We start from the raw sequence: 13,707 nt of genomic DNA on the forward strand, positions 1-13,707 counted from the left end.
AGCATATAAAAGAATAGAATAGAAAGTGTCTTTAACAATAAGAAAAAACAAGGGTATAACTGATATAAGTAATGATTTAGATTTAATAGAGAATGAGCAACTAAGAAATAATTTAAGCAACATATTAAATAAAGATAAAGGGGTAACTTGTGAAGAAGTTATGCAATTAATAAGTAAAAAAATATTTGGAAGGGGCATTGTAAAATGGGTGGTAGAAATAAAGAGCAAGATAATACAAAACTTATTAACAGCATAAGAGATGAAGAATATAAAAAAGAGATATTAAAAAATGGCTACTGTGTTGGTTTACTTGTAGATTGTGTAGTAGAGGAAAGAATAATAGTAGATTTATTTGGAGTAAGAACAATTAGTATGGCATTTAGACTAAATGAATCTTTAATTTTAGATAGACATACAAGAAGAAATAGGTTAATACACCATTTGAGAGTTATTGTATACATAGACATATCAATAAATGAAGTAGAAATTATAACAATATCTGCCGTAAGTAAAAAACATAAAGATCTACCAATAGGCGTTAGTTTTCAGTCCTCAGGTGTGGATATAACTGCAGGAAAGATATTTTGGCATAGGTTAAATACTAGTGGTTGGGAAGAAAACAAATGGGCAGATGATATTTGGATCAGGATTGATTTAGAAAATAATATTGGTGAAATATATTGTGGGATACATGAAAATTTAAAAAGTATTCTTTATTTAGTATCATAACCTAGGAATAAGCCATCAATAAGTAAAAATAAATAATGTATATGATTGAATTTATACAATACTAATACAAACAAATTGTCTTATGAATAATGAGGGCTAACAGGGCCAAAAGAGGGAGGTAAACAAAAGGGAAAATGGTATGTACAGGAGTTAAAATTTGAGTTTTAAAATTTAAGTGTTTAAGGTTAAAGTTTATATAGCAGTAAAAAACGTACAGTGTAAATTTAGAATAAATAAGGAGGCCCTTTAAAGTGAATAGAGATGAGTATACAGTATATTCCTTCGAGCAAGAGAGTCGTAGAAGTTTTGAACTATCAGAAGATGGGTTTAACGAGAAAGCTAAAGTGGGCTTTGAGGTAGAGTGGAACGAGTGTGCAGAACGCTGTGATGTGTTGGAGCAGCTTATTGACGAAATTCCAATGGATCTAATAGTTGATAACGTTATAACAGGTAAGACTAAACAAGAGTTTATAGGGATACTTGAAGATGAGCCAGCTACATACTTTGACTGTAAAAATTTTAACAACATCTATTATTTCATTAATATGACAATCAAAAACTGTGGGGACGAATCATTTTATAAGGACATTAGGATTTTAAGGATATCACAAAGATTATGGAATGAGCAGTTTGTAAGTTCCAAGTATAAAGTGGAAAAAGAGCAAAGGATAGCAAATGGACAATCTATATATAATAAGGTAACAGTTATAGATGGTGAAATTCAGACCTTAGTGTGGTTATAACGTTATAGGACTAAAAGCTACCTTAAATTAGGTGGCTTTTAGTCTTATAATTAATGATTAAGAAGCGAGGCAAAGTGTTGAAATTGTTGAGTTTATAGGTGAAAAATAAATTTTAGTTTTCTATTGAATTTAATTTGTTTATGTATTACAATTGCCCCAGCTTTTACGAAAATATAATTTTAAAATTGAAGAAAAGGTGGGGTAAAGAATGGATAAAAAAGACAGGTACATAACACGTGGCATACGTGAAATGAATAAAAAGAATCCTTTGATGTATTTGAAGCTCTGGGATTTATATGATGAAATGGACATTAGCGAAAAAGACTATCTACAGGTTTTTGAATTGAGAACAAAGATTAATATGAAAGGTATAGTGCAAGAGATAGAACATACGCAGGAAGAACCACAATATAGTAAAACTTACAAATACTTTACAGATGGACCTGTGGAGGCTAAAGTTTATATCATTGTAGAAGATGACTATAGTACAATGCTTATTGCTAATGAGTATTAAAGTTTATAAGGTCCATAGTATAAAGGAATGGAGGCTTTAAATATGAAGTATCCACATTTGATAAAGGTCACGCTAGCTGATAAATACCCGAATATTGATACAACAAAATACATATGGCGACAGCTAATTGAACATCATGGTTACGCAGTGGGCTGGAATGACCTAATAATTGAATTAGTTAAAGAAATTGAAGAAATATATGAAAAGAATAATAACGTAGATATTTATGATTTTTGTATAGACGGAACTAAAGAGAAGTACGGTGGATTAAGAGTTGATGCAAGATCAAGTTTAATGGAAGTTCATGAGCTAATAAGTGTGTACGAAAATAAATCAGAAAGCATCTGTGAGGAATGCGGAGGGCCTGGGAGTTTCAGGGATGGAAATTGGGTCGAAACCCTCTGTGATGCATGTTACGATGCAAACAAGGAAGTTGAAAAGAAATGAATAGCATTAAAACTAAGAATAGCACCAAAGTTAGAAAAAGAAAAAACAGAGCTAAAATAACCTTTAGAATTTATACAATAGACCAAACACTACCTATGGATGAAATTCAAGATTCTATAGAATTAAATACAGATGAGATTATACCTGAAATTTATATGTTACTACTAGAGAATAAAGAAATGAATAATCTTGATAAGATATTTGACAATTACAATAAAGAGTTGTCCACAACAGATGTTGTGGAGATTCAAGATAAAGAAGGGTTAAGTACCTTTCATTTCTTAAGTTTGTTTGGGTTTATAGAGATTGAAGAATTTGATAAAAGTATAATAATAAGATAAGGCTTTAAGTTAAAAGGTCTAGTAGTTTATAAGCTGTTATACTTTTTAATTTGCAATTTTACATAGATTTATAGAATTAGACTTTAAGAGCTAATTATAAAAAAGTAAAATCTGAAAACAAGGCATATTTTTGTTTAATAGAAAGAAGATTAAAAGAGGCGGTGAGACCATGGCGGTAATAGGATTTAATGTAGGATCAACACTAAGTTTAAAGGATATATGTTTAGCAGTAGACTATTTGCAAGACAAAGATGCTTTTGAGCCGGACTTAGAATATATTAAAGTAAGGATAACATCTAAGAAAAAAGTAAAAGCAGAGAATACAAAAGAACTCTAAATATAATAAATTAAGGCAGCTAATAAAATGATAAAGACCATTAAATGATAGCAAAAAGACAGGACTGTATACTAAGGAGAATATTTATAGCAAATTACTGAAGGGAATATCAGTTGTAGGGTTATTTGTAAAAAGTGATGGACATGTAGCATCAATTCATGGTTCTTTCAATGTATCGAAGACGGATGTACTAAATGGCAAATGGTTTCAAATTAAGGAAACTGGTCGGTATAATTTAATTGCTATAAGTGGTTTTTTAGAAAGTACAGAAGTAAAGAAGATATTGCGGCTTAATAGATATAAATAATAATATGTGAAATGTGGGTGAATTAATGGATATAGATTTAACTACATACGCTAAGGAAATGTTTGGTAACGAGTTGGTAGAGTCAGCCTACATTTCCGATGTATATAATAAACATACTGATGATGATTACAAAGAAATAATTAATTTCAGTGACAAAGAGATTAATATAACTGACAGTGTCATTTTGGTAGTGAAGTTTATAAACGGAAAGACGGTCAATATTTGGGCATCAGAGTGGGGAGGCATGCGTTCAGGTGAAGACAGTATATATATAAATGATTAGAGAGGAAGTGGATTATAATAGCTAATTTTTTTAAAGAAGAGAACTGCCAACGTTGTAATAAATATTTAATTATGCGCATGATGTCAAGATTCAACACTGATGTAATATGTATTGAATGCAATGATGAAGAAAAAAAGCACCCTTTATATAAAGAAGCATGTGACAAAGAAGTTGAAGAAGTAAGACTTGGTAATTACAATTATGGTGGTTTATTTGAAGGTCAGACCTATCCGTTCAATAAATAGACAAGTTGCAATGAATTAAAGCATAATAAGAGCATTTTGAATTGATTTTGAAGGTGTTTTTTTATTGAACAAATATTGAGTGCAAATAGTTGAATAATCGAAGTACTTGCGTTACAATTCTCCTCAAAGTTGTAAAACAATAGAAGTTTAAATAAAGAAGGAGAATGGTTTATATGAAAACAGTGGCATGCATGTTAAAACTTGGACAAACAAGGACGGCTGGATATACACTATATGATGAGAATACACATGAGTTTGAGGAAACAACGCCTAAAGTAGTTAAAGATCTAATTATTCGAGGACAAGTAAATGGACTGAAACTGAACGATGGAGAAATTCAACTTGATGAGGAGGGATTCAACATATGTAACCTGATGGTGAAATCATCCGTAGGCAGATATAGACCATTAAATCCTACTACTAGCATGATAAGTCGTACTTATGCAGTAACAAGAGTGATTAAAACAGACAAGGAAAAACTATATATACTCATATCAAATAAGTGTGCCAGATTCAAATTTAAGACTCAACAATTAAAGGGACTCATTGATATAGGTGGATATGTAGCAGGGGTACGATTGGTTGAAGGTAAAATTGAGGTATGTAAAGGTGTGAGCATTTTAGACCAAAGAACAAAAAAAGATATTGAGGTTAAGGAGCTTTTGTATGCTGAAAGTACAGTAATTGATTCTGTTTCACCTAAAGTTGACGAGGTGAATTTGCAGAAGGAACAATTTTTAACTGACTTAGGCAATGAATCAGAAAAAGTAGACAGTATAGAAACTACATTTGATACTCTTGAAACTACTAAAGTAACTGCTGAAATTGTGACTAAACCTGATGGCAAACATTTAAATTATGGTAATACACCAGCAAATAAGGAAGGTAAACTACTAGAAGAACCTGTAGTAGAAAAGAAATTAGTTACTCACCGAAAAACTAAGAGAAAATAAAACTATAACTATGTTATTAAGGACTGTCGCAAGTTATTTGTGACAGTCTTTTTTTTATGGACATTGAAACTAATATTTACGAAACATGTTGAAAAATATGGGAAAATACAATAATAAAGTGTATAATATAATTGCATTGGTTTAAACTAGTGCAATTATTTTTATTTGGAGGAAAACTAATGATTACAGGTGAATTAAGGAGTAAAGTAGATAAAATATGGGAAACATTTTGGACTGGTGGAATTAGTAATCCATTAGAGGTTATAGAGCAGTTTACATATTTTTTATTTATAAAAGGCTTAGATGATAATGAAACAACAAGTGAAAGCGAAGCATCATTTTTAAGTTTAGAGTTTAACGGTATGTTTCCAAGTGATAAACAACACTTAAGATGGAGCAAATTTAAAGACTTTGAAGCTACTGAAATGTATAGGGTAATGCTAGAAGAAGTATTTCCATTTATAAAGACACTTCATGGAGACGATGCTTCTGCTTATTCAAAGTATATGGGCGATGCAATATTTAAAATACCTACTCCATTAATGCTTTCTAAAATAGTAGATGGAATAAGCAATATAGATATGGAAGGAAAGGATACAAAGGGAGATCTTTATGAATACCTACTTTCAAAGGTTTCTACAGCAGGTACTAACGGGCAGTTTAGAACACCTAGACATATAATTAATATGATGGTTAAACTTATGAAACCAACACCAGAAGACATCATAGTAGACCCAGCAGCTGGTACAGCAGGATTTTTAGTATCCGCACAACAATATTTACGAGATAATCATTCTGATTTATTTTTAGTGCAGGGCTTAAAGGAACACTTTAATAACAGCATGTTCTATGGTTTTGATATGGATAGAACCATGCTTAGAATTGGTGCTATGAATATGATGTTACATGGAGTTGATAATCCAAACATTGAATATAAGGATTCTCTTTCAGAAGTAAATACGGATAAAGAGAAGTTTACATTAGTATTAGCAAATCCTCCATTTAAGGGAAGCTTAGATTATGAAGCAGTATCAGCAGATATATTAAAGCTAACCAAAACAAAGAAGACAGAACTTTTATTTTTAGCTTTATTTTTAAGAACATTAAAAAAGGGTGGTCGTGGTGCTTCCATTGTTCCAGACGGTGTACTTTTCGGATCAACAGGAGGACATAAATCTATAAGACAAGAAATAATTGATAACCATAAGCTTGAGGCTATTATATCAATGCCAAGTGGAGTATTTAAACCATATGCAGGGGTATCAACAGCTATAATGATATTCACTAAAACAGGTGCTGGTGGAACTGACAAAGTATGGTTCTATGACATGAAAGCAGATGGCTATAGCTTAGATGACAAGAGAAGTCCAAGCGGGAATAATGATATACCTGATATTATTGAAAGATTTAGCAATTTAGATAAAGAAGTAGACAGAAAAAGAACAGATAAATCATTCTTTGTACCGGTAGAAGAAATAAGAGAGAATGGGTATGACCTATCCATTAATAAATATAAGGAAACAGTATATGATGAAATAGTTTATGAGGCTCCTAGTACTATTTTAGAGAAAATCAAAGGACTTGAACAAGAGATATCAGCAGGGTTAGAAGAATTAGAAAGAATGATAGGTGAATAAAATGGGCATAGAATACGTTAAAGTTAAAGATGTTTTTAAAATATCAAAAGGCAAAAAAGTAGAACAAGTTAAATATGAAAAAGATAGTACAATTAGATGTATACAAATAGATGATTTAAGAAATAATAATTATCTTAAATATTGTGATAAAAATAGGAATTATGTATTAGCAAAACAAGAAGATGTTATCATAGCTTGGGATGGTGCTAATGCTGGTACTATTGGTTTTGGTATCGAGGGAGCTATAGGAAGTACATTAGCAGTTCTAAAGTGCAAAAGGAAGGGTACTACATCAGGATTTGCGGGGCTATTCTTGAGAAGTAAATCCAGATATTTAAGAGAAAAATGCACTGGAGCAACTATACCACATATATCAAAGACAGCATTGGAAGAAATAGAAATACCATGGCTTGACTTAGAAATACAAAATAAGATAGTAGAATCAGTTGAGATAGTTCAAACCTTAATAGATAAAAGAAGAGCTCAATTAGAAGGTTTAGATGAATTAATAAAAAGTGTATTTTATGATATGTTTGGTGAACCTGTAACCAATTCTATGAATTGGCAAAAGAAAGAGTTAAGTGAGCTCGGAGAATTAAGTAGAGGAAAATCTAAACATAGACCAAGGAATGCTCCAGAGCTGCTAAACGGGTCCTATCCACTAATTCAGACTGGTGACATATCAAAAGCAGGGTTATATCTAAAAGAATATCATCAAACTTATTCTGAATTTGGTTTGAAACAAAGCAAGATGTGGTGTGCTGGAACTTTATGCATTACAATAGCGGCAAATATAGCAAAGACATCAATATTAACATTTGATGCTTGTTTTCCAGATAGTGTAGTAGCATTTATACCTAAAGCAGAGACGAATAATATGTTTATTCAGTTATGGATGTCTTTTCTACAAAGAATATTAGAGGACTCAGCGCCTGAGTCAGCGCAGAAGAATATTAACTTAAAGATACTTAGTGAATTAAAAGTTATAGTTCCACCAATAGAACTTCAAAACAAATTTTCAAGAATAGTAGAAAATATAGAAATACAAAAGGAGCTACTAAAGCAAAGCCTAACACAACTAGAAAACAACTTAAATGTCATAATGCAGAAGTCATTTAAAGGGGAATTATTTAACTGAAAAGTAATTGTTTTATAGCTTTATGGAAACTTAATTAGCAAATATTAAAAGATATCTTTGGGGGGATAAAAATGTGGGGGAATTTTAATTTTTTAAGTGACAAAGAGATTTTTGCAAGCTTCACAGCATCATGTATTGAGGCTGAGAAGAGTATATTAGTAAGTCCAGCTACTTGTGCAATACTCACAAGAAGAGCTTTAGAGCTATCTGTTAAGTGGCTATATAGCTTTGACCAAGATCTGAAATTACCTTATCAAGATAAGTTGTCAAGCTTAATTCATGATAATAGCTTTATTGTTCTTGTAGATTCTAAGATGTTGAGAATGTTAAAATACATAATTAGTCTTGGAAATGTGGCTGTGCATACCAATTCTAATATTAAGCGTGAAGAGGCAATTCTGGGTCTTCATAATCTTCACCAATTTATTTCTTGGATTGATTATTGCTATGCAGATGAATATACTGCTGGTGAGTTTAATGAAGATATTTTATTACAAGGGGACGACAAGAGAACTAGACCAGAGGAGCTTAAAGACCTTTATGAGAAACTAAGTTCAAAGGATAAAAAACTTGAGGAAACAATAAAACAAAATGAGGACCTAAGGGAAGAGTTAACACAAAAGAGAAAGATTAATACTAGTTATGAGAATTATGACTTTAACATAGATGAAATCAGTGAATTTGAAACAAGAAAGCGATATATAGATGTTGAGCTTAAGCTAGCGGGCTGGGATTTCGGAAGAGATATTGGAGAAGAAATTGAAGTCACTGGTATGCCAACTGATTCAGGACTAGGATATGTTGACTATGTATTGTATGGTGGAAATGGTAAACCTATAGCTATTGTAGAAGCTAAGAGAAGTAGCAAGGAGCCAAAGGTAGGACAACAGCAGGCGAAACTTTATGCTGATTGTTTAGAAAAACAGTTCAGTCAAAGACCTATAATATTTTATACCAATGGATTTGAAACCTTTTTATGGGATGATTTTAATGGATATTCAGAAAGAAGGGTTTATGGGTTCTTTAAAAAAGAAGAACTACAATTATTAATTGATAGAAGAACTAGTAAGAAATCATTTAATAATCTTGAAATGAAAGATAGTATAGCAAATAGATACTATCAAAAGGAAGCAATAATTGCAGTATGTGAATCTTTGGATAAAAGGCAAAGGAAAATGCTACTTGTTATGGCAACAGGCAGTGGTAAAACACGAACAGCAATATCTATAGTGGATGTTTTAACAAGGCATAATTGGGCTAAAAATATCTTATTTTTAGCAGATAGAAAAGCATTAGTAAAACAGGCAAAAAAGAATTTTTCTAAGCTTTTGCCTGATTTAGCCTTGTGTAATTTACTAGACAACAAAGATAATCCAGAAGAGGCAAGAATGATATTTTCGACTTATCCTACTATGATGAATGCTATAGACGATACAAAGTCTAAAGATGGAAAAAGGATACTTACTCCTGGACACTTTGATTTAATAATTATAGACGAGTCACATCGAAGTATTTATAAAAAATTCAAAGCTATATTTGATTATTTTGATGCCTGCCTATTAGGTTTAACTGCAACACCAAAAGATGAGATAGATAAAAATACCTATGGCATATTTGATTTAGAAAGTGGTGTTCCAACCTACGCCTATGAATTAGATAAAGCAGTTGAAGATGGCTTTTTAGTAAGCTATGAGACTTTAGAATATGAGTCTAAGCTAATGAAGGATGGTATAAGATATGATAGTTTATCTGATGAGGATAAAGAAGAATATGAAGATACTTTTGACGATGATGAGAATATAGGTGAAGAGATTTCAAGTACAGCTATTAATGAATGGCTGTATAATGAAAATACAATAGACTTAGTATTAAATAGGCTAATGGATAAAGGCTTAAAAATTGAAGGTGGAGACAAACTAGGTAAGACAATAATATTCGCTAAAAGTAATAGACATGCAAAAGTTATTGTAGATCGATTTAACAAGATTTTTCCTGAAGTAGGCAGTCATTTCTGTAAGGAGATTGATTACTCTATTAATTACGTGGATATTTTAATAGAAGATTTTTCAGATGCAATAAAAATGCCTCAAATAGCAGTATCAGTAGACATGCTAGACACGGGGATAGATATACCAGAAATATTGAACTTAGTACTATTTAAAAAGATACGATCCAAATCTAAGTTTTGGCAGATGATAGGTAGAGGTACGAGACTGTGTCCCGACTTATTAGGACTAGGATTGGATAAAGAAAAATTCTTAGTCTTTGATTTCTGTAACAACTTTGATTTCTTTAGAGCAAACCCTAAAGGTTTTGATGGAGGCGTAGTTGAGAGTTTAACTGAAAAAACGTTTAATTTAAAGATAGATATAATTAAAGAACTTCAAGAAATTAAATATCAAGAAGAAGAATATATAGATTTTAGAGAAAATTTAATAGAGCAAGCAAATTCAAGTATAAACGCATTGAATGAAGATAACTTTAGAGTGAGGATGGAATTGAAATATGTTCATAAATATAAATCATCTAATGAATGGACAGTACTTGGAATTCTAAGCGTAAATGATATTAAAGAACACATTTCTTCTCTAGTTATTCCTTTAAATGATGATGAATTTGCAAAGAGATTTGATGCAGCACTGTATACAATACAACTTGCAAAGCTTCAAAATGGAAATGCAACAAAGCCTATTAAAGCTGTAATTCAAACTGCTGAAGCACTTTCAAAACTTGGAACAATACCAGAGGTATACGCTCAACGGTATGTCATAGAAAAGGTTATGACAGCTGAGTTTTGGGAGTCAGCAGATATTTTTGAACTAGATTCTGTTAGAGAAGCACTAAGAGAATTATTGAAGTACCTTGAAAAAGAAATACAAATAATATATACGACTCACTTTGATGATTTGCTTGTTAGAGAAGATAGTGGGGGTGCTTTTTATAACTCCAATGACCTTAAAAATTATAGGAAGAAAGTTGAGTTTTATCTTAAACAGCATAAGGATGAAATAGCTATATTTAAGCTTAGAAACAACAAAAGGCTTACCAAGCAAGACTTGAATGTATTAGAAGATTTAATGTGGAAAGAGCTAGGTACACATGCTGAATATGAGAAAGAATTTGGTGAAATGCCAGTTAATAAATTAGTTAGAAAAATAGTAGGACTAGATAGACAAGCAACAAACGAAGCTTTCTCAGAGTTTTTAAACAATAAATCTTTAAATACAAAGCAGATTCACTTTGTTAATCTTATAGTAGATTATATAGTTACTAATGGATTTATAGATGACAATAGAGTTCTTCAAGAAGATCCTTTTAGAACTGTAGGAAGCATTATTGAGTTATTTAAAGAAAATATGGATGATGCAAGAAAGCTTATGGGAATTGTATCTAGTATTAAGATTAGTGCAGAGGAAGTAGGGTAAGCGTGTTGATCTCTCAGCAGAAGGATTAAAGAGGCTTAGGGATGTGCTATATGGCATGAAGTTGTAAGAGCTAAAATAGATAAATAAAGTAGTTTATTAAAAAAATATGTCATTGAGTATAGCTCTATTATACAGTGATATTTTATGAAGTACAATAATAATAGGGGGATAAATAATGATTTTTAGTGATGTATCAAACAATTATAATGAATTACATGAAAAATTACAAGGTCTAGACACTTTTAAAACACAGTTAAAAGGTGTAGAAGCATATTATATGGAGTACAGCTCATATTTAATAGGTTTACATGTTCACTCGCAGGTTAATGGATCAAATGTTAACAGTGTTACTAAGGAGGCTCTTACTCGATTAGAAAATATTCAGTCACAATCAAGAAAAATCAGCTTAAAGGATGTTTGGAAAACAAATTATATATTGGAATCTTTTGAAAATATTGATTCAGAGATGTACGAGCCTATTCGAAAATTAGCAACTACTTTAGAAAGTTGCTGTGATTTATTATTTGACTTTATAAATACACCACTGGATAAATGCGTTCCACAAAAACTTACGATCTTTATTTCTGTTATTAGTACAACTATAAGAGAGATAGATAATTTTCTCTTAATATCTTCATGTTTGAAAAATATAAATTCTGAGGTGCAAAATAATAATCTGTATCCTGAAAGTAGGACTATAACAATAAGATTTTATAGAGAAGATATGACAGTTAAAGAAATCGGAAAGTACATGGTTGCTGTAAATACTATATATGAAAGAGTCTGTACTATTGTAGGTATATCTGCAACAGATTATGCGCTTAGGCCTATAAAAATAGAATCAGGTTCATGGTACGAGAAGCTATTTGGACATCCAACGTCAATTAAGATGATGCAAGATTTGTTAAATAGAGCTATAGGGTATGTCTATAGAAATTATACTAATGAAGGTAAGTTATCAGCATCTGGTAGTAAAATAGAGGCCCTGAAGCAAGAACTAAATATTATTGGTCTTTGCGAAGAACATAAAATTAATGGAGACATTGCTAAGAAAATTATTGAAGAAAATTTGAATTTAATTTGCATGGATATATTTACATTGACTACTAAAAATACAAAAATCGCTGTTAATGAGAGAATATTTGAGTTAGGGCAAGAGGTTGCTACATCTCTTCTAGAAGGAGACAATACTAAATTATTAGAAGAGGAAGAACTGGATGATTTACTTCCTCAAGATTTATAAGAGACTTAAAAGGAAATTAAGAGGCATATGAATTTAAGTAAATGTTATAAAACATATACGAACATATGTTTTAGGAGAGATAATATGAAAATTGTAGCAAAGCCCATAGGGGTAGTTTATTCGACTGATACAAAGGTTAATATAAATATGTTAAGGATTAAGGATTAAGGATTAAGAATTTAGTTAAATTTAACTAAATTATATACAAGTTATATTTAAAAGGAAGATAAAACAAGTAAGTATATTTAATTATAACAATGGGAACTGTAAGCGCTGGTGGGATGATAAAATTGAGTGCTATAGGATATACTCAAATGATTAGTATTAGGAGCTACAAAAGTTAAAATGTATAAGATATAAGTTTCCAGCATTTAAAGATTAACTGGATATGATGTAATTAAGTTATTTGTTTAATAAGAAAAGAATATAGACATTTAAAAAATATATGAATACTTCCATTTTAAAAAAATACTAAAAGGAATTGAGACAGAAAGAAACTTAAAATAGATAATGAGAACAATAAGTATTATAAAGAAGCTATAAAATTGATAAATAGTACCTCTAATTAAATTAGAGGTGCTATTTTATTTTGGAATTTTATTGTATTTATAGGGAGTGTATAATTTAAGTTTAGTTGAGGATAGTAGATTTTAAGTGTCAAAACTCACCAAATGAGCCAGGTTGAGTTTATTTAAGTTTTTGGTGTATTAGTATGGGTTAAGTTTAATAATGTCCAAAATTGATTATAGAGAGTTTTGATTTTCAAGGGTTTGTAGGCTTTTTACCACTTGTTAATTAGTGAGTAGGCATATACTAAAATGATAATATTTAAATTTAAAAGGAACCTGAGTATAAAGTTTAAACAGAAATTTATTCTGTAAGAGAAAGGAAGTTTTAAAGACATAAAAGTAAGTTAGATACTTAATAAACGCATATAAATAGCATTGGTAGGGGTAATTAAGGTTTTTTAGATAATACATTGTAGGAGGCTATGTGTCTTCAAGTATAGCATCAGATTAGGCTGATGAAGTTCTAAGCACAGTAAATAAACTAAATATTTTGAATTATTAGGAATGTGCTTATATTATTGAGTAAGCACATTCCTTTATTTTATGAGAATTTATATTTTATAAATATTAATATAATTTTTTAGACTTTAGAATGGCTAGCTTGAAAATATAGGCATTAAAACTAAAATCATTATTTTTAAAATAATGATCTCAATTAAAATACTTAAATTAAGCTAGCTGTTAGTTTTTACACTTTCAGTTAAGAAGCTAATTTCGATTATTTGAATGGGAAATTTAAGCTCAATATTAACTAGTGTTATAAAATAAACATTTTAAAATATATTGTATTTGAAGA

At 30.5% G+C, this 13,707-nt stretch carries 14 protein-coding genes; all 14 read left to right on the top strand.

The features are described 5' to 3' along the window. Positions 1-25 precede the first annotated feature (25 nt). The 14 genes from ACREWB_RS04115 (at position 26) to ACREWB_RS04180 (ending at position 12,342) form a co-directional block, all read left to right on the top strand. The gene (locus tag ACREWB_RS04115; protein WP_291640416.1) at positions 26-256 is read left to right on the top strand and encodes a hypothetical protein; all 231 of its coding nucleotides are present in this window, start codon (positions 26-28) and stop codon (positions 254-256) included. Further along, positions 205-729 carry a hypothetical protein gene (locus ACREWB_RS04120; protein WP_431546211.1) on the top strand — a complete coding sequence of 175 codons (525 nt, stop codon included), beginning with the start codon at positions 205-207 and terminating at the stop codon, positions 727-729. The genes ACREWB_RS04115 and ACREWB_RS04120 overlap by 52 nt, the downstream gene beginning before the upstream one ends. A 251-nt stretch (positions 730-980) precedes the next feature. Further along, positions 981-1,472 carry a hypothetical protein gene (locus tag ACREWB_RS04125; RefSeq protein ID WP_431546212.1) on the top strand — a complete coding sequence of 164 codons (492 nt, stop codon included), beginning with the start codon at positions 981-983 and terminating at the stop codon, positions 1,470-1,472. A gap of 208 nt (positions 1,473-1,680) precedes the next feature. Next, positions 1,681-1,986 (top strand): DUF960 family protein, encoded by a 306-nt coding sequence (locus ACREWB_RS04130; RefSeq protein ID WP_291640410.1) that lies wholly within the window; start codon positions 1,681-1,683, stop codon positions 1,984-1,986. Between the two features lie 42 nt (positions 1,987-2,028). Beyond that, on the top strand, positions 2,029-2,433 hold the full coding sequence (locus tag ACREWB_RS04135) for a hypothetical protein (RefSeq protein ID WP_291640409.1): 405 nt from the start codon (positions 2,029-2,031) through the stop codon (positions 2,431-2,433). Next, positions 2,430-2,774 carry a hypothetical protein gene (locus ACREWB_RS04140; protein WP_431546213.1) on the top strand — a complete coding sequence of 115 codons (345 nt, stop codon included), beginning with the start codon at positions 2,430-2,432 and terminating at the stop codon, positions 2,772-2,774. Before ACREWB_RS04135 ends, ACREWB_RS04140 begins: the two co-directional genes overlap by 4 nt. A gap of 169 nt (positions 2,775-2,943) precedes the next feature. Further along, positions 2,944-3,111 (top strand): hypothetical protein, encoded by a 168-nt coding sequence (locus ACREWB_RS04145; protein WP_291640406.1) that lies wholly within the window; start codon positions 2,944-2,946, stop codon positions 3,109-3,111. 320 nt (positions 3,112-3,431) lie between these two features. Further along, positions 3,432-3,701, top strand: a complete 270-nt coding sequence (locus ACREWB_RS04150) for a hypothetical protein (RefSeq protein WP_431546214.1) — start codon at positions 3,432-3,434, stop codon at positions 3,699-3,701. A gap of 77 nt (positions 3,702-3,778) precedes the next feature. Next, a complete protein-coding gene (locus tag ACREWB_RS04155) occupies positions 3,779-3,946 on the top strand; it encodes a hypothetical protein (RefSeq protein WP_431546215.1) in 168 nt (55 codons plus the stop codon). A gap of 173 nt (positions 3,947-4,119) precedes the next feature. Further along, positions 4,120-4,899 carry a hypothetical protein gene (locus ACREWB_RS04160; RefSeq protein ID WP_431546216.1) on the top strand — a complete coding sequence of 260 codons (780 nt, stop codon included), beginning with the start codon at positions 4,120-4,122 and terminating at the stop codon, positions 4,897-4,899. A 179-nt stretch (positions 4,900-5,078) separates the two neighbouring features. Continuing rightward, entirely contained in the window at positions 5,079-6,536 is a 1,458-nt protein-coding gene (locus ACREWB_RS04165) for a type I restriction-modification system subunit M (RefSeq protein WP_431546217.1), read from the top strand. 1 nt (position 6,537) lies between these two features. Next, entirely contained in the window at positions 6,538-7,674 is a 1,137-nt protein-coding gene (locus ACREWB_RS04170) for a restriction endonuclease subunit S (RefSeq protein WP_431546218.1), read from the top strand. Between the two features lie 71 nt (positions 7,675-7,745). After that, complete coding sequence (locus ACREWB_RS04175) at positions 7,746-11,099, top strand: DEAD/DEAH box helicase family protein (RefSeq protein WP_431546219.1); 3,354 nt, start codon at positions 7,746-7,748, stop codon at positions 11,097-11,099. 175 nt (positions 11,100-11,274) lie between these two features. Beyond that, positions 11,275-12,342 (top strand): hypothetical protein, encoded by a 1,068-nt coding sequence (locus tag ACREWB_RS04180; protein WP_431546220.1) that lies wholly within the window; start codon positions 11,275-11,277, stop codon positions 12,340-12,342. Positions 12,343-13,707: the final 1,365 nt, after the last annotated feature.

Source organism: Clostridium sp., from assembly GCF_050717635.1.
Taxonomy (GTDB): Bacteria; Bacillota; Clostridia; order Clostridiales; family Clostridiaceae; genus Clostridium_AD.

Excerpts from the sequence above, each read along its gene's own strand:
- ACREWB_RS04120 (WP_431546211.1), top strand. The coding sequence starts at position 205 with ATGGGTGGTAGAAATAAAGAGCAAGATAATACAAAACTTATTAACAGC.
- ACREWB_RS04130 (WP_291640410.1), top strand. The coding sequence starts at position 1,681 with ATGGATAAAAAAGACAGGTACATAACACGTGGCATACGTGAAATGAAT.
- ACREWB_RS04135 (WP_291640409.1), top strand. The coding sequence starts at position 2,029 with ATGAAGTATCCACATTTGATAAAGGTCACGCTAGCTGATAAATACCCG.
- ACREWB_RS04140 (WP_431546213.1), top strand. The coding sequence starts at position 2,430 with ATGAATAGCATTAAAACTAAGAATAGCACCAAAGTTAGAAAAAGAAAA.
- ACREWB_RS04145 (WP_291640406.1), top strand. The coding sequence starts at position 2,944 with ATGGCGGTAATAGGATTTAATGTAGGATCAACACTAAGTTTAAAGGAT.
- ACREWB_RS04155 (WP_431546215.1), top strand. The coding sequence starts at position 3,779 with ATGATGTCAAGATTCAACACTGATGTAATATGTATTGAATGCAATGAT.
- ACREWB_RS04160 (WP_431546216.1), top strand. The coding sequence starts at position 4,120 with ATGAAAACAGTGGCATGCATGTTAAAACTTGGACAAACAAGGACGGCT.
- ACREWB_RS04165 (WP_431546217.1), top strand. The coding sequence starts at position 5,079 with ATGATTACAGGTGAATTAAGGAGTAAAGTAGATAAAATATGGGAAACA.
- ACREWB_RS04170 (WP_431546218.1), top strand. The coding sequence starts at position 6,538 with ATGGGCATAGAATACGTTAAAGTTAAAGATGTTTTTAAAATATCAAAA.
- ACREWB_RS04175 (WP_431546219.1), top strand. The coding sequence starts at position 7,746 with ATGTGGGGGAATTTTAATTTTTTAAGTGACAAAGAGATTTTTGCAAGC.
- ACREWB_RS04180 (WP_431546220.1), top strand. The coding sequence starts at position 11,275 with ATGATTTTTAGTGATGTATCAAACAATTATAATGAATTACATGAAAAA.